At 71.4% G+C, this 24,059-nt stretch carries 26 protein-coding genes; 10 read left to right on the top strand and 16 right to left on the bottom strand.

The annotated features are described in order from the left end of the window. Positions 1-364: 364 nt before the first annotated feature. Complete coding sequence (locus OO52_RS08745; RefSeq protein WP_030642707.1) at positions 365-1,015, bottom strand: DNA-3-methyladenine glycosylase; 651 nt, start codon at positions 1,013-1,015, stop codon at positions 365-367. Between the two features lie 100 nt (positions 1,016-1,115). On the opposite strand from OO52_RS08745, the gene OO52_RS08740 reads away from it, so the two are divergent. The 3 genes from OO52_RS08740 (at position 1,116) to OO52_RS08730 (ending at position 3,157) form a co-directional block, all read left to right on the top strand. Beyond that, positions 1,116-1,898, top strand: coding sequence for a sporulation protein (locus OO52_RS08740; RefSeq protein WP_030642705.1), 783 nt, complete (start codon positions 1,116-1,118; stop codon positions 1,896-1,898). Positions 1,899-1,942: 44 nt separating this feature from the next. Further along, complete coding sequence (locus tag OO52_RS08735; RefSeq protein ID WP_030642703.1) at positions 1,943-2,482, top strand: YbhB/YbcL family Raf kinase inhibitor-like protein; 540 nt, start codon at positions 1,943-1,945, stop codon at positions 2,480-2,482. Positions 2,483-2,650: 168 nt separating this feature from the next. Beyond that, positions 2,651-3,157 carry an HNH endonuclease gene (locus tag OO52_RS08730; protein WP_030642701.1) on the top strand — a complete coding sequence of 169 codons (507 nt, stop codon included), beginning with the start codon at positions 2,651-2,653 and terminating at the stop codon, positions 3,155-3,157. Between the two features lie 105 nt (positions 3,158-3,262). On the opposite strand, the gene OO52_RS08725 is transcribed toward OO52_RS08730, so the two are convergent. The 3 genes from OO52_RS08725 to OO52_RS08715 all read right to left on the bottom strand — a co-directional run bounded on the left by OO52_RS08725 (position 3,263) and on the right by OO52_RS08715 (position 5,625). Continuing rightward, positions 3,263-4,219: an SPFH domain-containing protein gene (locus OO52_RS08725; protein WP_030642700.1), complete on the bottom strand. Its 957-nt coding sequence runs from the start codon at positions 4,217-4,219 to the stop codon at positions 3,263-3,265. A gap of 122 nt (positions 4,220-4,341) precedes the next feature. After that, complete coding sequence (locus tag OO52_RS08720) at positions 4,342-4,773, bottom strand: NfeD family protein (protein ID WP_030642698.1); 432 nt, start codon at positions 4,771-4,773, stop codon at positions 4,342-4,344. A gap of 60 nt (positions 4,774-4,833) precedes the next feature. Beyond that, on the bottom strand, positions 4,834-5,625 hold the full coding sequence (locus OO52_RS08715) for an ABC transporter ATP-binding protein (protein ID WP_030642696.1): 792 nt from the start codon (positions 5,623-5,625) through the stop codon (positions 4,834-4,836). A 151-nt stretch (positions 5,626-5,776) separates the two neighbouring features. On the opposite strand from OO52_RS08715, the gene OO52_RS08710 reads away from it, so the two are divergent. Beyond that, entirely contained in the window at positions 5,777-6,565 is a 789-nt protein-coding gene (locus OO52_RS08710) for a hypothetical protein (RefSeq protein WP_063738776.1), read from the top strand. A 1,222-nt stretch (positions 6,566-7,787) separates the two neighbouring features. On the opposite strand, the gene OO52_RS08705 is transcribed toward OO52_RS08710, so the two are convergent. The 4 genes from OO52_RS08705 to OO52_RS08690 all read right to left on the bottom strand — a co-directional run bounded on the left by OO52_RS08705 (position 7,788) and on the right by OO52_RS08690 (position 10,299). Continuing rightward, entirely contained in the window at positions 7,788-7,991 is a 204-nt protein-coding gene (locus OO52_RS08705) for a chaplin (protein WP_030642692.1), read from the bottom strand. Between the two features lie 114 nt (positions 7,992-8,105). After that, a complete protein-coding gene (locus OO52_RS08700) occupies positions 8,106-8,351 on the bottom strand; it encodes a chaplin (RefSeq protein ID WP_030642690.1) in 246 nt (81 codons plus the stop codon). Positions 8,352-8,519: 168 nt separating this feature from the next. Continuing rightward, positions 8,520-9,161 carry a response regulator gene (locus OO52_RS08695; protein ID WP_030642688.1) on the bottom strand — a complete coding sequence of 214 codons (642 nt, stop codon included), beginning with the start codon at positions 9,159-9,161 and terminating at the stop codon, positions 8,520-8,522. Continuing rightward, complete coding sequence (locus OO52_RS08690; protein ID WP_030642687.1) at positions 9,154-10,299, bottom strand: GAF domain-containing sensor histidine kinase; 1,146 nt, start codon at positions 10,297-10,299, stop codon at positions 9,154-9,156. The genes OO52_RS08695 and OO52_RS08690 overlap by 8 nt, the downstream gene beginning before the upstream one ends. A 285-nt stretch (positions 10,300-10,584) precedes the next feature. Between OO52_RS08690 and OO52_RS08685 the strand changes: the two genes are divergently transcribed. The 3 genes from OO52_RS08685 to OO52_RS08675 all read left to right on the top strand — a co-directional run bounded on the left by OO52_RS08685 (position 10,585) and on the right by OO52_RS08675 (position 13,472). Beyond that, positions 10,585-11,280 (top strand): SDR family NAD(P)-dependent oxidoreductase, encoded by a 696-nt coding sequence (locus OO52_RS08685; protein ID WP_030642685.1) that lies wholly within the window; start codon positions 10,585-10,587, stop codon positions 11,278-11,280. Further along, positions 11,277-12,434: an S-adenosylmethionine:tRNA ribosyltransferase-isomerase gene (locus tag OO52_RS08680; RefSeq protein WP_030642683.1), complete on the top strand. Its 1,158-nt coding sequence runs from the start codon at positions 11,277-11,279 to the stop codon at positions 12,432-12,434. Before OO52_RS08685 ends, OO52_RS08680 begins: the two co-directional genes overlap by 4 nt. Before the next feature lie 300 nt (positions 12,435-12,734). Further along, positions 12,735-13,472: a transglycosylase SLT domain-containing protein gene (locus OO52_RS08675; RefSeq protein WP_030642681.1), complete on the top strand. Its 738-nt coding sequence runs from the start codon at positions 12,735-12,737 to the stop codon at positions 13,470-13,472. A gap of 108 nt (positions 13,473-13,580) precedes the next feature. Here OO52_RS08675 and OO52_RS08670 read toward each other — a convergent pair whose 3' ends face one another. Further along, positions 13,581-16,181: an ABC transporter ATP-binding protein/permease gene (locus OO52_RS08670; protein WP_030642679.1), complete on the bottom strand. Its 2,601-nt coding sequence runs from the start codon at positions 16,179-16,181 to the stop codon at positions 13,581-13,583. 216 nt (positions 16,182-16,397) lie between these two features. Here OO52_RS08670 and OO52_RS51990 point away from each other — a divergent pair, with 216 nt between their 5' ends. Continuing rightward, entirely contained in the window at positions 16,398-16,538 is a 141-nt protein-coding gene (locus tag OO52_RS51990) for a hypothetical protein (protein ID WP_209439607.1), read from the top strand. A gap of 913 nt (positions 16,539-17,451) precedes the next feature. Continuing rightward, on the top strand, positions 17,452-18,678 hold the full coding sequence (gene serB, locus OO52_RS08660; RefSeq protein ID WP_030642673.1) for a phosphoserine phosphatase SerB: 1,227 nt from the start codon (positions 17,452-17,454) through the stop codon (positions 18,676-18,678). Between the two features lie 93 nt (positions 18,679-18,771). On the opposite strand, the gene OO52_RS08655 is transcribed toward serB, so the two are convergent. From OO52_RS08655 to OO52_RS08645, 4 genes are all read right to left on the bottom strand, one after another. Continuing rightward, positions 18,772-19,290: a SixA phosphatase family protein gene (locus OO52_RS08655; protein ID WP_030642671.1), complete on the bottom strand. Its 519-nt coding sequence runs from the start codon at positions 19,288-19,290 to the stop codon at positions 18,772-18,774. 78 nt (positions 19,291-19,368) lie between these two features. Further along, positions 19,369-19,575, bottom strand: a complete 207-nt coding sequence (locus OO52_RS08650) for a hypothetical protein (protein ID WP_030642670.1) — start codon at positions 19,573-19,575, stop codon at positions 19,369-19,371. Between the two features lie 200 nt (positions 19,576-19,775). Beyond that, the gene (locus OO52_RS53935; protein WP_106971956.1) at positions 19,776-19,895 is read right to left on the bottom strand and encodes an SGM_5486 family transporter-associated protein; all 120 of its coding nucleotides are present in this window, start codon (positions 19,893-19,895) and stop codon (positions 19,776-19,778) included. 57 nt (positions 19,896-19,952) lie between these two features. Next, a complete protein-coding gene (locus OO52_RS08645) occupies positions 19,953-21,278 on the bottom strand; it encodes a CynX/NimT family MFS transporter (RefSeq protein WP_030642668.1) in 1,326 nt (441 codons plus the stop codon). A gap of 79 nt (positions 21,279-21,357) precedes the next feature. On the opposite strand from OO52_RS08645, the gene OO52_RS08640 reads away from it, so the two are divergent. After that, positions 21,358-22,050, top strand: a complete 693-nt coding sequence (locus tag OO52_RS08640; RefSeq protein WP_030642666.1) for a FadR/GntR family transcriptional regulator — start codon at positions 21,358-21,360, stop codon at positions 22,048-22,050. Here the strand turns inward: OO52_RS08640 and OO52_RS08635 are convergent. The 3 genes from OO52_RS08635 to fabG form a co-directional block, all read right to left on the bottom strand. After that, positions 22,028-22,378: a hypothetical protein gene (locus OO52_RS08635; protein WP_030642664.1), complete on the bottom strand. Its 351-nt coding sequence runs from the start codon at positions 22,376-22,378 to the stop codon at positions 22,028-22,030. The two genes, OO52_RS08640 and OO52_RS08635, sit on opposite strands and share 23 nt — an antisense overlap. Positions 22,379-22,563: 185 nt before the next feature. Then, positions 22,564-23,331: an enoyl-ACP reductase FabI gene (gene fabI / locus OO52_RS08630; protein ID WP_030642662.1), complete on the bottom strand. Its 768-nt coding sequence runs from the start codon at positions 23,329-23,331 to the stop codon at positions 22,564-22,566. 5 nt (positions 23,332-23,336) lie between these two features. Continuing rightward, the gene (gene fabG / locus OO52_RS08625; protein ID WP_030642660.1) at positions 23,337-24,041 is read right to left on the bottom strand and encodes a 3-oxoacyl-[acyl-carrier-protein] reductase; all 705 of its coding nucleotides are present in this window, start codon (positions 24,039-24,041) and stop codon (positions 23,337-23,339) included. Between the last annotated feature and the right edge of the window lie 18 nt (positions 24,042-24,059).

The raw sequence follows: 24,059 nt of genomic DNA, 5'->3' as shown, positions 1-24,059 counted from the left end.
CTGTTGAGTTCTCAAGGAACGGTCGCTTCCTTTGTACTCACCCTCTCGGGCTTTCCTCCGGGCGCTTCCCTTCGGTCTTGCGTTTCCGACTCTATCAGACCGTTTCGCGATCCGATTCCCAGTCGGTGGGGTGTCTCGGGGTTTTCGGCTTTCGCCGTCCGCCCTTTCGACATTCACTACGTTAGCCGATTCCCTCGAAGACTCATAATCGAGTCCCGCGAGTTCGAATTCGGGCACACGGGTGCGCCAGAAACGACCCCGCTGAGGGGTTCAAGCTAGGTAGTGGGTTAGCCGCTCCGGCTGCAGGCGATCGCCGTACCCGGTTCAGCGGCTCGGGCTACATTACGCACCTCCGCAGCCCGCGTCAACTTCGGCGACGCCGGGGCACATGGGCCCGATAGGGGCTCACCGTCGGGTCGTTGGCGACCCAGAAGCGCCACGGGTGGAGGTCGCCGTCGCCTCCCTCGCCGGCGACACCGGTTCGGGGACCGTTGCGTACCTGGTCGGAGGGGACCGGTGTCCCGGCGAGCATCTTCAGGGGACTCTCGCCGGAGGCGCACGCGTCCGTGCCGTCCAGGGCCCGGTCGATCTCCAGAGCGGTGGCCAGCCGGGCCGGCCCCTTGGCCAGTTCCTTGTCGTTGCGGGCCGAAATGCGTCGTTTGCGGGCCAGCTCGGATCCCTCCACCACTTCACCCGCGCGGAGCAGGACCGCGCTCGCCCGGCCCTCGGGTCCGCAGACCAGGTTCATGCAGTGCCACATGCCGTAGGTGAAGTAGACGTACACGTGTCCGGGCGGACCGAACATCACCGCGTTGCGGGCGGTGCGGCCACGGTAGGCGTGCGAGCCGGGGTCGTTCGGGCCGTCGTACGCCTCCACCTCCGTGAGGCGGAGGGCGATCGGGCCGTCGGGTGTCGTCCGGACCAGAACGCGGCCGAGGAGGTCGGGGGCGACCTCCAGTACCGGGCGGTCGAAGAAGGCTCGGGGCAGTGGCGTACGGTCCGGGGGCGCGATCATGCCCTCCGAGGGTAGTCCAGACGGGGCACCGCGCCGGCGGAACCGGGCGCGGGCGGATCGCGTTTGTACGGGTCGAGGGTCCATTCGTAAAGGGAGAGTCATGGCGTTCAAGAAGCTGCTCGCGAGCCTGGGGGCCGGCGGGGCGTCGGTCGAGACGGTGCTGACCGAGGTCAACGTCGTACCGGGTGGTGTCGTCCAGGGTGAGGTGCGGATCCAGGGCGGGTCCGTGAACCAGGCCATCGAGGGGCTGTCCGTCGGCCTGCAGGCCAAGGTCGAGGTGGAGAGCGGCGACCAGGAGTACAAGCAGGACATCGAGTTCACGAAGGTGCGGCTCGGCGGGGCCTTCGAGCTGCAGGCGGGGGCCGTGCACGCGGTGCCGTTCGGGCTGGAGATCCCCTGGGAGACGCCGATCACCATGATCGACGGGCAGGCGCTGCGGGGGATGAACATCGGTGTGACCACCGAGCTGGCGATCGCGCGGGCCGTGGACTCCGGTGACCTGGACCCGATCAACGTGCACCCGCTGCCGGCGCAGAAGGCGATCCTGGACGCCTTCATCCAGCTGGGCTTCCGCTTCAAGAACGCGGACATGGAGCGCGGCCACATCCGGGGCACGCGGCAGAAGCTGCCGTTCTACCAGGAGATCGAGTTCTTCCCGCCGTCGCAGTACCGGGGTCTGAACCAGGTCGAGCTGAGCTTCGTCGCCGACGAGCACGCGATGGACGTCGTGCTGGAGATGGACAAGAAGCCCGGTCTGTTCAGTGAGGGCTCGGACACCTTCCGGTCCTTCCAGGTGGGCCTGAACGACTGGCAGGGGACCGACTGGGCGGCTTACCTCAACCAGTGGCTGTCCGAGGTCGGCAGCAAGCGCAACTGGTTCTAGGCTCGGAACCGCTGGTTCCAGATCATCGATCAGGAGGTACCGAGGTGACCGAGCTCAAGCGGCGGCCGCTCCCCCACGACTTCCATCCGCCCGTGCCGTCGTTCACGGTGACGAGCGAGGACATCGAGGAGGGCGCGACGCTCAAGAGCGCCCAGGTGCACGCGGAGGGCAACATCTCGCCGCATCTGCGCTGGGAGGGCTTCCCGCCCGAGACCAAGAGCTTCGCCGTGACCTGCTACGACCCCGACGCGCCGACCGGCAGCGGGTTCTGGCACTGGGTCCTGTTCGACATCCCGGTCTCCGTGACGGAGTTGCCGGCGGGTGCGGGCAGCGGCAAGTTCGAAGGGCTGCCCGCGGGCGCCGTGCACGCGCGCAACGACTACGGGACGAAGGACTTCGGCGGCGCCGCTCCGCCGCCCGGGGACGGCCCGCACCGGTACGTCTTCACGGTGTACGCGGTGGACCAGGAGAAGCTGGGCCCGGACGCGGACGTCTCTCCGGCCGTCGTCGGCTTCAACCTGCGGTTCCACACGATCGCGCGCGCCCAGCTCATCGGTGAGTACGAGAACCCCGCCGAGGGCTGACGTCAGCGCAAGGATTCAGCCAAGGGTTCATTGAACGTTTGCCCGCCTCCGGTCTTGGAAGTGATCGGAGGCGGGCATTTTTTATTGCGTTGTCCATCTCGGCGCGCCCGTCCAGAGTTGATCCGAGCCCGCCGGGGGGTGGGCAGGTGCACACGGGAGGTGGGCTGGATGCGGGACACGCTGGTGCTGAACGCGAGCTTCGAGCCGCTGTCGACGGTGACGTTGAACCGTGCGGTCGTTCTGGTGCTCCAGGACAAGGCCGTCGTCGAGCAGGCCCATCCCGAACTGCGTATGCGGGGTGCGGATGTCGACATACCGGCGCCTCGGGTGATCCGGTTGTGCCGGTACGTACGGGTGCCGTTCCGAAGACAAGCTCCGTGGTCGCGGCGGGGGGTGCTGGTCAGGGACCGGCACCGGTGCGCGTACTGCGGACGGCGGGCGACGACCGTGGACCATGTGGTGCCGCGGTCCCAGGGTGGGCAGGACACGTGGCTGAATACGGTTGCCGCGTGCGCCGAGGACAACCACCGGAAGGCGAACCGGACTCCGGAGGAGGCCGGGATGGCCCTGCTTCGGGAGCCGTTCGAGCCGACCCCGGCGGACGCGATGCTCCTGGCTCTGGGGCAGGAGGACTTCGACGCGCTTCCTGGGTGGCTCGCTCGGGATGCGGCCTAGGCGTCTGCCGGGTTCTCTTCATCGGCGGCCGCGGGTCGTCTGGCGCTTCTCGCGCGGTTCCCCGCGCCCCTGAGGGGCGCGGGGAACCCGGCGTTCTCCAGCGCCTCAGTCGATGCTCGGCTTCTCTCGGCGTTCCTGGCCACCGTTGTTGCCGTTGCCCGACGAGCCGTTGCCCGAACCTCCGCCCAGCGGGCCGAAGTTGCCCATCGCTCCGGAGAGGCCCTTGAGGGCGTCGCCGATTTCGCTGGGGACGATCCAGAGCTTGTTGGCGTCGCCCTCGGCGATCTTGGGGAGCATCTGGAGGTACTGGTAGGACAGGAGCTTCTGGTCGGGGTCGCCGGCGTGGATGGCCTCGAAGACCGTGCGGACGGCCTGGGCCTCGCCCTCGGCGCGCAGGGCGGCTGCCTTGGCCTCACCTTCGGCGCGCAGGATCTGGGACTGCTTCTCGCCCTCGGCGGTGAGGATGGCGGCCTGGCGCGTACCTTCCGCGGTGAGGATGGCGGCGCGCTTGTCACGGTCGGCGCGCATCTGCTTCTCCATCGAGTCCTGGATGGAGGTCGGGGGCTCGATGGCCTTCAGTTCCACGCGGTTGACGCGGATGCCCCACTTGCCGGTGGCCTCGTCCAGGACGCCGCGCAGGGCCGCGTTGATCTCCTCACGGGAGGTCAGGGTCCGTTCCAGGTCCATGCCACCGATGATGTTGCGCAGGGTGGTGACGGTGAGCTGCTCGATCGCCTGGATGTAGCTGGCGACCTCGTAGGTGGCGGCCCGGGCGTCGGTGACCTGGTAGTAGATGACCGTGTCGATGTTCACGACCAGGTTGTCCTGGGTGATCACCGGCTGCGGCGGGAACGGTACGACCTGTTCACGCAGGTCGATGCGGTTGCGGATGGTGTCGATGAACGGGACCACGATGTTGAGGCCCGCGTTCAGCGTCCGCGTGTAACGGCCGAAGCGCTCGACGATGGCCGCGCTGGCCTGTGGGATGACTTGGATGGTCTTGATCAGGGCGATGAAGACCAACACCACCAGGATGATCAAGACGATGATGACCGGTTCCATCGTCGTTCCCCGTACCCTTCTCCGCTTCGGCGCCTTCGGCAGATCTCATGACTGTTGAAGATCTTGCTGGTCGAGTCTGACAGACCGTCGCGCAACTCGGGAGTCGTTCTCGGTGAGTTGCCTCAGATGACGATCGCGGTGGCCCCTTCGATGTCCACGACGTCCACCTCCTGGCCCACTTCGTAGGCACGGCCGGTGTCGAGGGCGCGGGCCGACCAGACTTCCCCGGCGAGCTTGATGCGGCCGCCGGACGCGTCGACCCGCTCCAGGACGACGGCCTGCCTGCCCTTCAACGCGTCCACGCCGGTGGCGAGTTGGGGACCCCGCCGGCCGTGCCGGGCGGCTATGGGCCGGACGACGGCGATGAGGGCGACGGAGACGACGACGAACGTCAGGACCTGCATGACCGCGCCGAAGCCGAGGGCGGAGACGACCGCGGCCGCCACGGCTCCCACCGCGAGCATGCCGAACTCCGGCAACGCGGTGACCACGAGCGGGATTCCGAGCGCCGCCGCGCCGACGAGCCACCACACCCATGCGTCGATGTCGTTCACATGGTCATGGTAGGGCCGCGGTCGGGCGGCGGACAGGGCGCGCGGGGGAGAGCAGAGGGGTCAGGACAGGGGCAGACCCTGGGCGGTCCAGCGGTCGCCGACCTGCTCCACGACGAGCGGGAGGCCGAAGCAGAGGGAGAGGTTGCGGGAGGTGAGTTCCAGCTCGATCGGGCCGGCGGCGAGCACCTTGCCCTGGCGGATCATGAGGACGTGGGTGAAGCCGGGGGCGATCTCCTCGACGTGGTGCGTGACCATGATCATCGAGGGGGCGATGGGGTCGCGGGCGAGCCGGCCGAGGCGGCGGACCAGGTCCTCGCGGCCGCCGAGGTCGAGACCGGCGGCGGGCTCGTCCAGCAGGAGCAGTTCGGGGTCGGTCATCAGGGCGCGGGCGATCAGGGTGCGCTTGCGCTCGCCCTCCGAGAGGGTGCCGAACTTGCGGTCCAGGTAGTCGCTCATGCCGAGGCGGTCGAGGAAGGCGCGGGCGCGCTGCTCGTCGACCTCGTCGTACTCCTCCTGCCAGTGGGCGGTCATGCCGTAGGCGGCCGTCAGGACGGTCTCCAGCACGGTCTGGCGCTTGGGGAGCTTGTCGGCCATGGCCATGCCGGCCATGCCGATGCGGGGGCGGAGGTCGAAGACGTCGACCTTGCCGAGGGTGTCGCCGAGGATGGTGGCGGTGCCCTTGCTGGGGAAGAGGTAGCTGGAGGCGACGTTCAGGAGGGTGGTCTTGCCGGCGCCGTTGGGACCGAGGATGACCCAGCGCTCGCCCTCCTTCACCGACCAGGAGACCTGGTCCACCAGAGCCCGGCCCTCACGGACCACGGATACGTCCTGAAGCTCCAGAACATCGCTCATGAGCGCGTTGTCTCCCCTTGCAGTGTGGCCGGTCTCGGCTGTCGCGTACGCCTGTGGCTCGGGTCCGCCGCGCCAGTGGGCGCAGCCCTTATGAAATCTACGCCACGAGTGCCCCGCTCCATTCCATCGGTCCGGTCCTTAGGGTGGAGGCATGCTCTCGGAATCGCGTTCAGGACGCCTTGCCGCTTGGGGAAATGCCCTTTTGGCCGGACTTGTCTCTCCGGATGACGCCGTCCTCGCCGTCGTGGGCGAGGACGCCGTGCACCGGGTGGAGGGGCTGCCCGGTGAGTCCGCGCCGGTCGGGCTGACCCTCGCCCTGGGGCGGCTGCGCACGCTGGGGGTGACCGGGCTGCGGGTGGCACTGCCCGCGCCGGGGCATCCGCTGGGGCTGAGCGGCCCGCCGGAGTTCAACGCGCGGGCGCTGGAGGCCGAGGAGGCGGTGGTCTGTCACGGCGCCGCGTTCGGGCTGGTGCCCCAGGTGTACGAGGCCGGGCCCGAGGGTGATGTACATGCCGAGGTGCTCTGGCAGGTGCTGCCGGTGCGGGAGGCGCCGCCCGCCGACGTTCCTTCGCTTGGCGAAGCCGAGCGGGAGCTGGCGGAGGCGCTGCGGGAGGCGACCGAGGTGCTGTCGAAGCTGGACGTCGCCGGGTCGGGGCCGGTGGCGGAGGCGGCGATCGACGCGTACCGGGCGCGGGCCGAGCGGGGCCGGGAGGTACTGGCTCCGGGGTACCCCCCGCGTGCGGTGCGGGTTCTGGAGCTGGCGCAGCGGGTGGGGCTGCTGGTGTCGCTGGCGTACGGCAACGGTCACGGGGGCGCGGTGAGCGCCTCGGAGATGGCGGCCCGGGGAGCGGCACTGCGGCCGGTGGAACGGACGGCCCGGCGGGCACAGGTCGCGGCGTACAACTCGTTCGTGGAGGAGCGGGAGCGCGGGATGCGCTGAGCCGGGGGCCGGGGGTCGGTGGGGGCGCCTGGGTGCCGGGACCGACTCGTAGGCGTGGGGCGGGGGGCTGGGAACGGGGGCCGACACGGACACCCGGGGCTTGGGGCTGACTCGGATGCCTGGGGCTGGAGGCTGGCGCGGCCGACTGGGGGCTTGCGCGGACGGCTGGAGCTGGGGGCTGACGCGGCTGGCTGGGAGCGTGGGCCGGCAGGGAACCGGGGGCTTGGGGCTGACACGGACGCCTGAGGCCGGGGCTGACGCGGCCGGCTGGAAACGGGGGCCGACACGGACACCCGGGGCTGAAGGGCTGGCGCGGATACCCGAGGCTCGGCGCTGACTCGGACGGCTGAGCGCGGGGGGATGGCGCGGACGCCTGGGAGCTAGGGCCGACACGGACACACGAGGCTCGGGTCTGACACACACCCCGGGCTCGGGGCTGAGCGGATGCCTGGGCGCCGGGGCCGGTGCGGACGCCAGATGCTCCTGGTCGACACGGACACCTGCCCGGGTCGACCCACACAGCTGGGCTCAAGGCTGACGTGGACATCCGAGAGCCGGCTCCGACACAGACGTCCCGGGCTCGTAGCTTGCACCCACAACCGGGACTCGGGAGCTGACGTGGACGCCTAGGTGCCGGGACCGACACGGACACCCGGGGCTCGGGGCTGACACAGATACCTCGGGCTCGGGGCTGACGCGGACGCCCGAGAGCCGGGGCCGACGCGGACGTCCCGGGCTCGTAGCTGACACCCGCAACCGGGACTCGGGGGCTGACGCGGACGCCTGGGAGCCGGGGCCGACACGGACACCCCGCCTCGGGGCTGACGCGGACGGCTGGGAGCTGGGACTGACACCGGCACCCGGGGCTTGGGGCTGACGCGGACGCCCGAGAGCCGGAGCCGACGCGGACGTCCCGGGCTCGGGGTTGACACCCACACCCCGGGCTCGAAAGCTGACCCGGACGCCTGGGCGCCGGGGCCGGTGCGGGAGCCCGGGGCTCGGGGCTGACACGGACGTCACGGCTCGGGGCTGACACGCACACCTGCGAGTCGCGGGCCGGCGCGGACTCATGGGCTCGGGGCCGACCCGGACATCCGAGTGTCCGCGCCGACACGGACGTCACGGGCTCGTAGCTGACACCCGCATCTGAGAGACACCGAGAGCCGGGGCCCGCGCGGACGGCCGGGGCGTGGCGCAGGTGTGTACGTCTGACGGCCCGGCGTCAGCGGCTGACGCTGGTGTTGCCGAACGCCGGGTTCAGGGCGCCGACCAGGTTGGCGGTCAGGCCGTCCGCCTGGAGCGGGACGTCGACCGGGCCCTGGGCCGTGAGGCCGGACGCGACGCCCGGGGACCGCACGGTGACGGCGGCACCGGCGGATGCGCCGGCGGCGGTCATGGTGAGCGTGGCCTTCTTGGCGATGTTCATGGGACGGGTTCCTCCTGCGTGTGCTGATCAACGCGGGGAGAGCCCGGTGCCGGACGACAAGCTGACAGGCCCCCCGGTGCTCCGGGAGGCCTGAGGTCGTCGTCGGCGGGTGCCTCAGTGGTTGAGGCCGAGGTTGCCGAAGGCCGGGTTCAGCACGCCGATGACGTTCACGCTGTTGCCGACCGCGTTCACCGGGACGTGCACCGGGACCTGGGCCACGTTGCCCGAGGCGACGCCCGGGGAGCCGACGGCCTCGCCGGCCGCGTGGGCGCCGCCGTGGGCCGAGGCCAGACCGGCACCGGCCGCCACCAGGCCCCCGGCCACCATCGTCACGGCCGCTGTCTTCTTCAGGTTCTTCACTGTCAACCCCTCCTCGTCGTTCACCGCGGCGATCTCCACGGCACGCATGGAGAACGGCGGAGATCACCGGAGGGTGCGCCATCCGGGTGACATTCCCACGACGGTATGAATCTCGGTCCGGACCGTAACCCTCCGTGTTGCCGCGGGCCAGGCCTTGGTCAGGGCGTCTCAGCCGGTCACGCCGTGGCGTACGGCCCACAGCGCGGCCTGGGTGCGGTCGGCGAGGTCGAGCTTCATCAGGATGTTGGAGACGTGCGTCTTGACGGTCTTCTCGGACAGGACGAGGGCGCGGGCTATCTCGCGGTTGGAGCGGCCGTCCGCGATCAGGCCGAGCACCTCGCGCTCCCGCTCGGTGAGCGAACCGCCTCTGCCCTGGCCGGTGCCGCCCTCCTCCTGGGAGAGCAGGGCGCCGGCGACCTCGGGCTGGAGCAGGATGTGTCCGGCGTGCACGGAGCGGATGGCGCCGGCGAGGGCGTCGGGGTCCACGTCCTTGTAGACGTACCCGGCGGCGCCCGCGCGCAGGGCCGGGACGACCGTGCGCTGCTCGGTGAAGCTGGTGACGATGAGCACGCGCGCGGGGTTGTCGAGTTCGCGCAGTCTGCGCAGGGCGTCGATGCCGTCCAGGCCCGGCATCTTGACGTCCATGAGGACCACGTCGGGCCGCAGCTCCTCGGCGCGGGCGACCCCCTCGGCGCCGTCGGCGGCCTCGCCGACGACCTCGATGTCGTCCTGGACCTCCAGGAAGGTGCGCAGGCCCCGGCGGACGACCTGGTGGTCGTCGACCAGCAGGACCTTGATCGATTCACCCACCGGGGACCTCCATTTCGATCGTGGTGCCCTTGCCGGGCGCGGATTCCACGGTCAGCCTGCCGCCGACCCCGCTCGCCCGGTCCCGCATCGAGACCAGACCGAGGTGGCGTCCGGCGCGGCGGACCGCCGTAGGGTCGAAGCCGCCGCCGTCGTCGGTGACGCGCAGGACGGCTCCGGTGCCGCGCCGGTCCACGCTCACCTCGACCCGGTCGGCGCCGGAGTGGCGCAGGGCGTTGTGCAGGGCCTCCTGGGCGACCCGGAGCAGGGCCTCCTCCTGGGCGGCGGGCAGGGCGCGGAAGCCGTTGCTGCTGAAGGTCACGCGCGCGGTGTGGGCGCGGTCGAGGACCTGTGTCTGGGTGCGCAGGGTGGCGATCAGGCCGTCCTCGTCCAGCGCGGCGGGCCGCAACTCCACGACGGCGGCGCGCAGTTCGTCGGCTGCCTCGGCGGCGAGGGAGGCCACCTGGTGCAGTTCGCCCTTGGCGCGGGCGGGGTCGCGGTCGACGAGGGCGGCTGCCGCCTGGGCGGTCAGGCGCAGGGAGAACAGCTTCTGGCTGACCGCGTCGTGCAGTTCGTGGGCGAGGCGGGAGCGTTCCTCGGCGATGGTCAGTTCGCGGCTGCGCTCGTAGAGGCGGGCGTTGGTGAGGGCGATGGCGGCGTGCTGGGCGAGGATCGAGAGCAGTTCCTCGTCGTCCGCGGTGAAGCCGCAGCTCCCCTCGGGCTTGGTGCAGTTCTTGTTCGCGAGGAACAGGGCGCCGATGACCTCGTCGCCGTCGCGGATGGGCAGGCCCAGGAAGTCGGCCAGCTCGGGGTGGGCGGACGGCCAGCCCTCGAAGCGGGGGTCCTTGCGCACGTCGGCGAGGCGCTCGGCCTTCGCCTCGTGCAGCATCGCGGCGAGGATGCCGTGCTGGCGCGGGAGCGGCCCGATGGCACGCCACTGCGCGTCGCTGACGCCGTCCACGACGAACTGGGCGAAGCCGCCGTGGTCGTCGGGGACGCCGAGTGCGGCGTACTGCGCGTCGAGCAGTTCGCGGGCGGAGGCGACGATCGTCTTGAGGACGTCGCGCACCTCCAGGTGCCTGCTCATGGCCAGCAGCGCGGAGCTCACCGCGGCGAGGCCGGACCGGGGGCCTTGACTCATGTTCCTCACGGTACCGGCGGGGTCCGACAGCGCGGATCGGACCGGTGACGGCGGGACCCGGTCCGCTGGGCCTAGGCCCGGTGGCGTAGACCGCCGGTACCGGGGGGTGGGGTGTACGCCGCCGGTCCTGGTGCGCCGGGCGTAGGTCGCCGGTACCGGGGCGCCGGGCGTACGCCGAAGGGCCCCGGTGCTTTGCGGCCCGCGTCCGAGGCGGCCCGGGGAGTGCCGTTCCTAGGTTGAGGTCACCGCCCGGCGGAGGCGGTGAGCGACGAGGGGACGGTAGTCATGCCGGTAGCGATCATCACGGGGGCCTCCAAGGGCCTGGGGCGGGCGCTCGCCGAGGCGCTGGGCGCGCGCGGCTGGGATCTGGTGCTCGACGCCCGGGGCGCCGACGCCCTCGAGGAGACCGCGGAGGCGGTCACGCGGCACGGTACGCGGGTGGTGGCACTGCCCGGGGACGTCACGGACGGCGGGCACCGGGCGCAGCTGGTGGCCGCCGCGTGGCGGCTGGGCGGGGCCGACCTGGTGGTGAGCAACGCGAGCGCGCTGGGTGCCGAGCCGCTGGTGCGGCTGGCGGAGCTGCCGCTGGAGGGGCTGCGGCGGGCGCTGGAGGTGAACGTGGTGGCGGCGCTGGGGCTGGTCCAGGAGGCACTGCCGCTGCTGCAGGCGTCGCCGGCGGGCACGGTGATCGCGGTCACCTCCGACGCGGCGGCGGAGGCGTACGGGACGTGGGGCGGCTACGGCGCCTCCAAGGCGGCCCTGGACCAGCTCGCCGCGGTGCTCGGCGTGGAGGAGCCGGGGCTGCGGGTGTGGGCGGTGGATCCCGGGGACATGGCGACGGACCTGTACACGGCGGCCGTACCGGACGACGACGCGCCGCGTCCGGCGCCCGCCGATGTCGTACCGGCGTTCCTGCGGCTGCTGGACGAGCGTCCGGCGAGCGGGCGGTACGCGGCGCCGTCTCTGCTGGAGGTGCGGTGACCGTGTCCACGGGCGTCTCCCCGCTCGGGCCCCGAAAGTGGGGGGAGGTCCCGGAGGAGCTGTCCGCGCGCGTGCCCGCCGAGCAGCGGGGGCCGGGGCTGGGCCGGGACGCCGTACGGCTGCTGGTGTCGCGCGGTACGGAGGTGGCGCACCACGCGTTCCGCGAGCTGCCCGGGCTGCTGCGGGCCGGGGATCTGCTGGTGGTCAACACTTCCCCGACGCTGGCCGCCGCGGTGGACGGGCGGATCGGGCACGCGCGCGTGGTGGTCCATTTCTCCACGCGCGGGGACGACGGGCGGTGGGCGGTCGAGCTGCGGGAGCCGGACGGGCGCGGTACCACCCGCGCGCGGGCGGGTTCGCCCGCGGGGACGGAGGTGTCCCTGCCGGGCGGGGGCCGGCTGCTGCTGGAGGAGCCGCTGAGTGCGCGGGGCGAGCGGCTGTGGTGGGCGCGGGTCGCCGGGGCGGACGTTGGAGAGGTGCTCGGCGAGCACGGGCGGCCCATCCGCTACTCCTATACGGAGCGGGACCAGCCGCTGTCCGTGTACCAGACGGTGTTCGCGCTGCCGTCGCCGGACGGGTCGGGCAGCGCCGAGATGCCGAGTGCGGCCCGGCCCTTCACCGCGCGGCTGGTGGCGGAGCTGGTGAGCCGGGGGGTGTGGTTCGCGCCGGTGACGCTGCACACAGGGGTCTCGTCGGCGGAGGCGTACGAGCCGCCGTATCCGGAGCGGTTCGCGGTGCCGGAGGCGTCGGCACGGCTGATCAACCTCGTCCGGGCAGGTCAGGGAGGGCGCGCGGCGCTTGCTCCCGGGCGAGGGGCGGGTGGCCGGGTGATCGCGGTGGGGACGACGGCCGTGCGGGCCGTGGAGTCGGCCACGGGGCCGGACGGCCTGGTGCGGGCGGCCGAGGGGTGGACGGATCTGGTGGTGACTCCCGGGCGCGGAATACGGGTGGTGGACGGGTTGCTGACCGGACTGCACGAGCCGGAGGCGTCGCACCTGCTGATGCTGGAGGCGGTCGCCGGGCGGGCGGCGGTGGACCGTGCCTACGAGGAGGCGCTGCGCGCGCACTACCTGTGGCACGAGTTCGGCGACGTCCATCTCATCCTTCCGGAGGAGAGCCCTCACCCAGAGCATTGCGAGGGCAACCAGGCGTGAGATGGCATGGCGCTCCGTGTGAGCCCGCGCATAGGGCGTGCATCACGTACGAAGGGACATAGGAGATAAACGCCCCCACATGAACGGGACAGACGGTCCTGTCTGTCCCGTTTTGCCCTTCCCTGATCCACTATCGGGCTTCGTACGTCACACCTTTGCCTGGGCATTTTGCGCCCGCTAAGAATTGCTTCCGTCGCTCAGCGCCGCGGGTTTTCCGCCCCGCGGCGTTCGTGCGGGAGGAGCCGATTCCCCCGGCGGACGCAGGAGCGACCTCCGCGCTATCGAAGAGGTCCATCAGCCATGCCCAAGAACATCCTCAACCGTGCCTACAGTCGCCGGCTGACCAAGCACCACAAGATCGCCGTCGCCGGTGTAGCCGCGCTCGGCACCGCCGCCCTCGCCTTCTCGGCCACTCCGAGCAGCGCCGACACCGTCACGACCGGTGCCCCCGCCACGACCGCGCAGGTCGCCACCGGCACCGTCCTGCAGAACGTCAAGGGCACCGTGACGGACCAGCTCGCCGCCAAGAACATCAAGCTCGACACCTTCGCGGCACAGAAGAAGGCAGCCGACGCTGCCGCAGCCAAGGCGGCCGCCGTCAAGCAGGCCGCCGTCGACGCCGCCGCCAAGAAGGCCGCGCAGGAGCGCGCGGCCACGGCCGCCGCCGGTCGCTCCGCGCAGCGCCTGCCGATGCAGCCGGTCGCCGCGAAGACGTACGCCAACAACCTGGACGGCTGGATCCGCCAGGCGCTGGGCATCATGAAGGCCAAGGGCATCCCGGGCAGCTACAGCGGCCTGCACCGCAACATCATGCGGGAGTCCTCCGGCAACCCCCGCGCCATCAACAACTGGGACATCAACGCCGTCAACGGCATCCCGTCCAAGGGCCTGCTCCAGGTGATCCCGCCCACCTTCCAGGCGTACCACGTTCCCGGCACCTCCTGGAACATCTACGACCCGGTCGCCAACATCACCGCCGCCGCCAACTACGCGGCCCACCGGTACGGCTCGATCGACAACGTCAACAGCGCGTACTGAGGCCGGGCGCGGACCTCAGCGACGTAACGCCGAAGGGCGGCACCCCCAGATGGGGGCGCCGCCCTTCGGCGTCGTACGAGCGCGGGTCCGGCGCGGGCACGGGCGCGGTTACTTGCGCATGACCTCCGGCTCGTGGCGGCGCAGGAAGCGGGCCACGAAGAAGCCGCAGACCGCACCGAGCGCGAGCAGCGCGATCATGTCCATGCTCCACGCGCCGACCGTGTGGTTCCACAGCGGGTCGTTGTCGCCGGCGGTCTCCGGCGGGCTGATCCGGTTGAAGTCCAGCGTGGCGCCGGCCGCGGCGACCGCCCAGCGGGACGGCATCAGGTACGAGAACTCGCTCACACCGACCGTGCCGTGCAGGGCGAACAGACAGCCGGTGAAGACCACCTGGATGATCGCGAACATGACCAGCAGCGGCATGGTCTTCTCGGCCGTCTTCACCAGCGAGGAGATGATCAGGCCGAACATCATCGCGGCGAAGCCCAGCCCCATGATCGGCAGGGACAGCTCCAGCAGCGTGGCGTGCCCGAGGATGAGGCCCTTCTCCGGGATCTCGCGCCTGCCGAAGCCGATGACGCCGACCAGCAGCCCCTGGAACCCGGTGATCACACCGAGCACGAACACCTTCGACATCAGGTACGCCGAGCGGGACAGGCCGGTGGCGCGCTCCCGCTCGTAGATCACCCGCTCCTTGATCAGCTCGCGGACGGAGTTGGCGGCTCCGGCGAAGCAGGCGCCGACGGCCAGGATCAGCAGCACGGTGGTGGCCGTGCCGTTGGGCACGATCTGGCCGGTCTGCGGGTTGGGGTCGTTGGGCAGCAGGCCGTGGTCCGGATGGATCAGCAGGCTGACCGAGCCGATGACGGCCGGCAGGAGCACCATCAGGGCCAGGAAACCGCGGTCGGAGGCGATGACCGACACATAGCGCCGCACCAGGGTGACGAACTGGGAGAACCAGCTCTGCGGCTTGGGCGGCCTGATCGCCTGCATCGGCGGCATCTGGACCGCCTGCGGAGCGACCGAGTCGACGTCCGCGGCGTACATCTGGTAGTGCTGCGAGCCCTTCCAGCGGCCCGCCCAGTCGTAGTCGCGGTAGTTCTCGAAGGCGGAGAAGACGTCGGCCCAGCTGTCGTAGCCGAAGAAGTTCAGCGCCTCCCCCGGCGGACCGAAGTAGGCGACCGCGCCGCCCGGCGCCATCACGAGCAGCTTGTCGCACAGCGCCAGCTCGGCCACCGAGTGGGTGACGACGAGCACCGTACGGCCGTCGTCGGCGAGGCCGCGCAGCAACTGCATGACATCGCGGTCCATGCCCGGGTCGAGGCCGGAGGTCGGCTCGTCCAGGAAGATCAGCGACGGCTTGGTCAGCAGCTCCAGGGCCACCGACACGCGCTTGCGCTGGCCGCCGGAGAGCGAGGTGACCTTCTTGTCCTTGTGGACGTCGAGCTTCAGCTCGCGCAGCACCTCGTCGATGCGGGCGTCGCGCTCCTGCGCCGTGGTGTCGGCCGGGAAGCGGAGCTTGGCCGCGTACTTCAGGGCCTTCTTGACGGTCAGCTCCTTGTGCAGGATGTCGTCCTGCGGGACCAGACCGATGCGCTGGCGCAGCTCGGCGAACTGCTTGTACAGGTTCCGGTTGTCGTACAGCACCTCGCCCTGGTTGGCGGGCCGGTAGCCGGTGAGCGCCTTGAGCAGGGTCGACTTGCCGGAACCGGACGGGCCGATCACCGCGACCAGCGACTTCTCGGGTACGCCGAAGGAGACGTCCTTGAGGATCTGCTTGCCGCCGTCGACCGTGACGGTCAGATGGCGGGCCGAGAAGGAGACCTCACCGGTGTCGACGAACTCTTCGAGGCGGTCGCCGACGATCCGGAAGGTGGAGTGGCCGACGCCGACGATGTCGGTCGGGCCGAGCAGCTGCGAGCCGCCCTTCGGGATCGGCTGGCCGTTGACGAAGGTGCCGTTGTGCGAACCGAGGTCGCGGATCTCGAAGCGGCCGTCGGGCGTGGCGTGGAACTCGGCGTGGTTCCGGGAGACCTGCAGGTCGGAGACGACCAGGTCGTTCTCCAGGGCACGGCCGATGCGCATCACGCGGTCGAGCGCGAACTGGTGGAACGTGGTCGGGCTGCGGTCGCCGTGGACCGGTGGCGCCCCCGCGCCACCACCGGGCGTCTTCTGCGCGTACTGCTCGGCCGGGCCGGCCTGCTGGTGCGGGAAGGCGGGCGGCTGCTGCCAGCCGGCCTGGGGCGCCTGCGGCTGGGCGGGTGCCTGCTGCTGCGCGGGTGCCTGGTGGGGTACGGCCTGCTGCGGGGCGGGCTGCTGGTGAGCGGGTGCCTGCTGCCAGCCGGGTGCGCCCGCGCCCTGGGCCGCGTACGGCGCCGCTGCCTGCGGCTGCTGGGACGGGCCGCCGACCGGCGCGGTGGTCGCCGACAGGTTCAGCCGCGGTCCGTCGGTCGCGTTGCCGAGGTGCAGCGACGAGCCGGGGCCGATCTCCATGTGCTGGATCCGCTGGCCCTGGGCGTACGTACCGTTGGTGCTGCCGTGGTCCTCGATGACCCAACTGCGGCCGTTGAAGCTGACCGTGGCGTGCCGCCAGGAGACCCTGGCGTCGTCGAAGACGATGTCCCCCTGCGGATCACGTCCGAGGATGTATGCCCTGGATGGATCGAGCATCCAGGTATGTCCATTTGTTTCGAGTACGAGTTCCGGCACTCCATGCCCCACTGAGTTGTCCCCCGAGTTACCCCCGTCGCAGGGAGTCTAGGGATGTCGAACATCGTGGGGAACTATTTCAGGCTCGGCCCCTTGACCGAAACCCGGGCCTTGGCGAGGGGTCCGGGGGCGCTTCAACTCGCGCGCTGTAGCCGTGTCCAGGCTGAAGGGAACGGTGCGTTCGGTGTTGTCGCGTCTCCCTCTACGCCCTTGCGCATGCCCGTAGTTGTGAGGGCGCCGGCCGAACTCCTCGCACGCGTGGGCGCGGTGGTCGGGGGCTCGGTGGTGATGCCTGCACTCGTCTTCGTCCCATTGGTGGCCGACCGTGTGCTCCGCTTCACGGGCGGGGGCCGCTGACGGCGCCGTCGGCATGGCCGACCAGTGCCTTCGGTAGCACGGCCCCCGTGGCGGGCTCACCGGTGGCTCGCGGACGAGCCGGGGGACGGCTGACCGCCGGGTGCCGGGCAGGGCGTACGGCCACCCGATCGTCGCCGGACCTCTCGTCGGCCCTCCTCCCCCGCCACCGTGAGGCGTCCACCACCGGGCCCGGGTGAGCGTCGGCCGGAGAGGCCGGACGACGGGGGCGCCGGGTTCCCCTCCCCCACCGGAGGCGCCGGAGCAGCGTGGGCGAGGCAGGCCACCGCTCTCTGCGTGCCACCAGTGCTGCTAACGAGGCCGTCGCCCTGGGCCGCAAGCACCGGCGGGCCAGGACCCACCTGAGGCCAGGGCACCGGCCGAGCGAGGGGCACACCTCAGGCCAGGCATCCGCCAGGGCCGGGCGCACCTGAGGGTCAGAGCGCGACCCGGCCAGAGCACACACGAGACCAAGGGCGCCACCCGGCTCCAGCACACGCAAGGCAAAGCGCCGCCCGGCTCCAGCACGCACGACGCCAGGACGCCGGTCCGGTCAAGCACGCATGAGTCCAGAGCACAGCCCGGCCAAGGCACCGACATGGCCCGGGCACGCACCACACCAAGATCCGGCCCAGCCAACCTGCACACCATTCGTAGACGCCGACCCAGCCACCCCGCACACCACCTCAGTGCGCCGGCGGCACCACTCAGCCGGCCGTGTCGGCGTCGTCTCCGTCTGCCGTTCCGCCCCGGTCGTGGGACCCTCGTGGTGGAGCCTGGCGGTATCGCTCGCGCGGGAGCGGTGCCGTTTTCCGGTGGCAAGATCCTCGACACCGGGTCGACACCCATTGTTCCGTGTCCGTCAGGCGGACCTCGGCGGCGGAAGGCACTGGGTGCCGGATACGGTGGTGACACCATGAGCGCTTCGCAGACCTCCGCTTCGCAGACCCCCGAGGTCCCCACCCTCCTCGTCAAGATCTTCGGCAAGGACCGGCCGGGCATCACGGCCGGCCTCTTCGACACCCTTGCCGCCTACCTCGTCGACGTGGTCGACATCGAGCAGGTCGTCACCCGGGGCCGCCTGGTGCTGTGCGTGCTCGTGACCCAGCCGCCGGCCGGCCTGGAGGGTGACCTGCGGGCCACCGTGCACAGCTGGGCCGAGTCGATGAAGATGCAGGCGGAGATCATCTCGGGGCACGGCGACAACCGTCCGCGTGGCCTCGGGCGCTCCCTGGTGACCGTCCTCGGCCACCCGCTGACCGCCGAGTCGACCGCAGCGATCGCCGCCCGGATCGCGAAGGCCGGCGGCAACATCGACCGTATCTTCCGCCTCGCCAAGTACCCGGTGACGGCGGTGGAGTTCGCGGTGTCCGGTGTGGAGACCGAACCGCTGCGCACCGCCCTGGCCTCCGACGCGGCGGCACTGGGTGTCGACGTCGCGGTGGTCTCGGCGGGTCTGCACCGGCGTGCCCAGCGGCTGGTGGTCATGGATGTGGACTCGACCCTGATCCAGGACGAGGTCATCGAGCTGTTCGCCGCGCACGCCGGCTGTGAGGACCAGGTCGCCGAGGTGACGGCGGCGGCGATGCGCGGGGAGCTGGACTTCGAGCAGTCGCTGCACGCACGCGTGGCGCTGCTGAAGGGGCTGGACGCGTCGGTGGTGGAGAAGGTGCGCGAGGAGGTCCGGCTGACACCGGGCGCGCGCACGCTGATCCGCACCCTGAAGCGGCTCGGCTACCAAGTGGGTGTCGTCTCCGGCGGGTTCACCCAGGTGACCGATGATCTGAAGGAGCGGCTGGGCCTGGACTTCGCGCAGGCCAACACGCTGGAGATCGTCGACGGGAAGTTGACCGGCCGGGTCACCGGCGAGATCGTGGACCGGGCGGGCAAGGCGCGGCTGCTGCGCCGCTTCGCGGCGGAGGCCGGGGTGCCGCTGTCGCAGACGGTGGCGATCGGTGACGGCGCGAACGACCTGGACATGCTGAACGCGGCGGGCCTGGGCGTGGCCTTCAATGCCAAGCCGGTGGTCCGGGAGGCGGCGCACACGGCGGTGAACTTCCCCTTCCTAGACACGGTCCTCTACCTCCTCGGCATCACCCGGGAAGAGGTCGAGGCCGCCGACATGCACGACGACGAGGGCTGAGCGGGACCCCGCCCGCTCCCGGCTGCCGGGTGGGCCCGGCACCCTCTGCGGTGCCGGGCCCTTCGCCGTCCGGTGCGCCGCGTCGGCGCCGGGTCACTCCGAGGGCGCCCAGTAGTCCACGAGAGTGGCCACGCCGGGCTCGACGGCCTTCCAGGGGCCGTCGAAGGACAGCAGGGCGAAGGCGGCGGCAGGGAAGCCCCGCCGCTCCATCCGCTCACCGGCGTCGTCGTCGGCCGCGCCGGCCAGGATGTCGGCCAGGCCGTGCACGCCGGGGTTGTGGCCGATCAGGATCACGTTCCGCACCTCGTCCGGGACCTCGTTGAGCACGGCGATCAGCTCGCCGGGCGAGGCCTCGTAGACCCGCTCCTCGTAGACGGTCTTCGGCCGGTGCGACAGCTCGTGCACGGCGAGCTTCCAGGTCTCGCGGGTGCGGGTCGCCGTGGAGCACAGGGCCAGGTCGAACGTGATGCCGGTGTCGGCCAGCTTGCGTCCGGCGACGGCGGCGTCCGTGCGGCCGCGCTCGGCGAGCGGGCGCTCGTGGTCGGGGACCTGGGGCCAGTCGGCCTTCGCGTGCCGGAAGAGGACGATCCTGCGGGGTTCTGCGACGCTCATGGGTCCCAGCTTCGCATGAAACAGGCCACCCGGCGCAGGGAGTTGACATGCGGATTCACCGCGCGGGGGGGCTTGCCGTCAGCGCGCGAGGAGCTGCTGGGCGCGCTCCAGGAGGCGCGCGATCGCCGGATCGCCGGTCGCCGCGTGGGCGTCCGACGGGTTCAGTATCAGCGCGAGCAGCACGAGGAACGCGAGGGCGGGCAGGGCGAGCGCCCACCAGGGCAGCCTGATGTCGACGCCGCCCGTGGTCGCCGGGTGGGGCCGGGAGTGGGTGCGGGCCGCCATGGTCGCCTCCGTGAGTCCTCGAGCGGGTCCGTGACCGCCCGGTGCGGTCACATCTCGAAGGTACGGAAGCCGGGGTCGCCAACCCATCCGGAGTTCCACCCAGTTGACCCTGACCCTTGCCCCCTAGGGGATGGTGGGGCCAGCCCCACCCTCCGCCCGGCAGGTGGACCGGTGAACCGGAACGGCCGCAGGCGCTGCGGTCACGGGGACGCGAGGGTCGCCACGATGGCGATGATCACGAAGATGGCGAGGAACGAGCCGAAGACGAGCAGCATCTTCTTCTGGCCGTTCTGCGGGTTCGGGTCGAGCACAGGCTGCATGCGCCCAGTCTCGCATCCAGTCCCCCGCGCGGCGGCGCCGGGGGCACCCGGGCGTCGTCAGCGCGCCGCCTCGTCCTCCACCGTCCGGTCGCGGCCCGCCAGGAAGCCCACCACCATCTGGGGCACCATGAGGCCCGCCATGAGGGCGAGCGGCAGCCCCCAGCCGCCGCTGTGCTGGTAGAGCACGCCGACCAGCAGGGGGCCGGGGATGGAGATCAGATAGCCGGTGCTCTGGGCGAACGCGGACAGCTGGACAACGCCCGGACCGCTGTGGGCCCGCATGCCGACCATCGTCAGCGCGAGCGGGAAGGCGCAGTTGGAGACGCCGAGCAGCAGGGCCCAGGCCCAGGCGCCGGGGGCCGGGGCGAGGTACAGCCCGGCGTATCCGGCGAGGCCGCACACGCCCAGGACCAGCACGATGGGGCCCTGGTGCGACAGCCGGGTGGCGACCCTCGGGATGACGAAGGCCAGCGGGACCCCCATCACCATGGTGACGGCGAGCAGGACCCCCGCGGTGCCCGCGGGCACGCCGGCGTCCCGGAAGATCTGCGGCATCCAGCCCATGGTGATGTAGGCGGCGGTGGCCTGGAGGCCGAAGAAGACGGCGAGGGCCCAGGCGGTGCGGCTGCGGGTGATGCGCAGCGGAGCGTGCTGCTGCGCGGCCCCGCGCGCGGGCTCCCGCCGCTGGGCGGCGGCGGTGCCTCGGTCGCGGACCAGCGGCAGCCAGGGCAGGACCGCGGCGGCGGCGAGGGCCGCCCACACCGCGAGGCCGGACTGCCAGCCGCCGCCCAGGGCGTCGGTCAGGGGGACGGTCACGGCGGCGGCGACGGAGGTCCCGAGGGCGAGGGCCATCGAGTAGAGGCCGGTCATGGAGCCGACCCGGTCGGGGAACCAGCGCTTGACGATGACGGGCATCAGGACGTTGCTGACGGCGATGCCCATGAGGGCTAGCGCGCTGGCGGCCAGGAATCCGGCGGTGCTGCCGACGTACGGGCGTATGACCAGGCCGGCGGTGATGGCGGCCATGCCGGCGCACACCACGGCGGCCGGCCCGAAGCGGCGGGCCAGGCGGGGCGCGGTGACGCCGAACACGGCGAAGCACAGCGGGGGCACGGAGGTGAGCAGTCCGGCCACGCCGCCGCTCATGCCGAGCCCGTCGCGGACCTCCTCCAGGAGGGCACCGAGGCTGGTGATGGCCGGGCGGAGGTTCAGCGCGGAGAGCACGATGCCGACGACGACCAGCCGGACCGCCCACGCGCGCGTGCCGCCCGCGCCGGGCGTCGTCTCCTGTGTGCGCGTCGCGGCCGGACCGCGTTCGGTCGATGACATCGCCGTACGGGTCTCCACTGTCCGGGTTTCCTCACTAGCCATGAGGCCCATCATAGAATCATGGGATGATTGGCTGTCCAACCCCGCGATACCCGTGGCCCGTGCGCCCCGGTCTCTCGTGCGAAGGTGTGCCATGCCTTTGAGTCACCCGCGTCGTTCGGCGCTGTCCGAACAGGTCATCGCCGAACTGCGCAACCAGATCACCTCCGGCGAATGGCCGGTCGGGTCGCGCATCCCGACGGAACCGGAACTGGTCGAGCAGCTCGGTGTCGCCCGCAACACCGTCCGGGAGGCCGTCCGCGCGCTCGCCCACAACGGTCTGCTGGACATCCGCCAGGGCTCGGGCACGTATGTGGTGGCCACGAGCGAGCTGGCCGGAGTGATGCATCGCCGTTTCGCAGGAGCCGACCCGCGGCACATCGCCGAGCTGCGGTCCACGCTGGAGTCGGCGGCGGCGAAGCTGGCCGCCGAGCGGCGCACCGAGAAGGACCTCAAGCAGCTGGACGCGCTGCTGGCCCGGCGTGAGGACGTCTGGGACAGCGGCGACACGGAGGCCTTCGTGACCGCCGACGCCACCTTCCACCTGGCCGTGGTGGCCGCCTCCCACAACGACGTGATGACCGCGATGTACGCCGACCTGGGCGAGGTGCTGCGGGACTGGCTGCGCGCGGACGTCGGGGCGGGGCTGACCCCGGAGACGTACATGGACCACACGCGCCTGGTGGACGCGATCCGCGCGGGGGACGCCGAGGCGGCGGCGACGGAGGCCGCGAGCTATCCGTTCCTGTGCGACCCGGGGCGGTTCACCGCACCTTCTGGTGGCTGATCCACACCGAGCGGACCTCCTTCCAGCACCGGCCGGACAGCCGTACGGTCATCGCCGGCCCGGCGTCCACCGGGGCGCTGTCGGTGTCGAGGTCCCACCAGCGGTCGCACTCGATGTGCAGCCGCACACGATCGGTGTCGACATACGGGTTGTGGCAGTAGGTCACCACGTGGGAGCCCCGGACGGCCGTGCGGCAGGAGGCACCGAACCGGCTCGGCGCGGGCGGCCTGCCGTCGCTCACGCGCGCGTGCGGCAGCGCGTCGTACGGAAGGGACAGGACGAGGGCGAGGGCCACGGTCACCGGGGCCAGGCTGCGGGACAGGCGCACAAGGGGACCTCCTGGGCCGCGGCGCAGGGACGAGCGCGGGAAGGCGTAATCCCCAGGGTGGCGCGTCCGCGCGGCGGCGGCCCGGCCGCCGGGCCGAACGGGTGACGCCTCACCCCCGCCGAACGGGCGACGCCCCGTTCCCCGCCGGTGGCGGGGAACGGGGCGTCGGTGCGGTCCCGCGGCGATCAGGCGCCGATGGCGTGCAGACCGCCGTCGACGTGGATGATCTCGCCGGTGGTCTTCGGGAACCAGTCGCTCAGCAGGGCGACGATGCCGCGGCCGGCCGGCTCCGGGTCCTTCAGGTCCCACTCCAGCGGGGAGCGGCTGTCCCAGACGGAGGCCAGCTCACCGAAGCCCGGGATGGACTTGGCGGCCATGGAGCCGAGCGGGCCCGCCGAGATGAGGTTGCAGCGGATGTTCTGCTTGCCCAGGTCGCGGGCGATGTAGCGGCTGGTCGCCTCCAGGGCAGCCTTGGCCGGGCCCATCCAGTCGTACTGCGGCCAGGCGAACTGCGCGTCGAAGGTCAGGCCGACGACCGAGCCGCCGTTCTGCATCAGCGGCAGGCAGGCCATCGTGAGCGACTTCAGGGAGTACGCCGAGACGTGCATGGCGGTGGCGACCGACTCGAACGGCGTGTTCAGGAAGTTGCCGCCGAGCGCGTCCTGCGGGGCGAAGCCGATGGAGTGGACGACGCCGTCGAGGCCGCCCAGCTCCTCGCCGACCACGTCGGCCAGGCGGGCGAGGTGCTCGTCGTTGGTGACGTCCAGCTCGATGACCTTGGTGGGCTTCGGCAGCTTCTTGGCGATGCGCTCGGTCAGGGTGGGCCGCGGGAACGCGGTCAGGATGATCTCCGCGCCCTGCTCCTGGGCCAGCTTGGCAGCGTGGAAGGCGATGGAGGACTCCGTCAGCACACCCGTGATCAGGATGCGCTTGCCGTCGAGGATTCCGCTCATGGTGATCAGTGACCCATTCCCAGTCCGCCGTCAACCGGGATGACGGCTCCAGTGATGTACGAGGCGTCGTCCGAGGCGAGGAACCGCACGGTCGCGGCGATCTCCTCGGGCTGCGCGTAACGGCCGAGCGGCACCTGAGAGACGATGTTCTGGCGCTGCTCGTCGGTGAGCACCTTGGTCATGTCGGTGTCGACGAAGCCGGGCGCGACGACGTTGAAGGTGATGTTGCGCGAGCCCAGCTCCCGGGCGAGGGAACGCGCGAAGCCGACCAGGGCGGCCTTGGACGCGGCGTAGTTCGCCTGACCCGCCGAGCCGAGCAGGCCGACCACGGACGAGAGCAGGACGACGCGGCCCTTCTTGGCGCGCAGCATGCCTCGGTTGGCGCGCTTGACGACGCGGAAGGTGCCCGTGAGGTTGGTGTCGATGACCGAGGTGAAGTCCTCCTCGGACATGCGCATCAGGAGCTGGTCCTTGGTGACGCCGGCGTTGGCGATCAGGACCTCGACCGGACCGTGCTGCTCCTCGATCTCCTTGTAGGCCTGCTCCACCTGCTCGGGGTCGGTGATGTCGCACTTGACAGCCAGGAAGCCAGCCGGCGGCTCACCCGAGCGGTACGTGATCGCGACCTTGTCGCCGGCGTCGGCGAATGCGCGGGCGATGGCGAGGCCGATGCCCCGGTTGCCTCCGGTGACGAGAACCGAGCGGCTCAACGGATCACCCTTTCGATA

Source organism: Streptomyces flaveolus (assembly GCF_000716535.1).
In the GTDB taxonomy this organism is placed as follows: Bacteria; Actinomycetota; Actinomycetes; order Streptomycetales; family Streptomycetaceae; genus Streptomyces; species Streptomyces flaveolus_A.
This window is presented reverse-complemented; position numbering and strand designations above follow the sequence as displayed.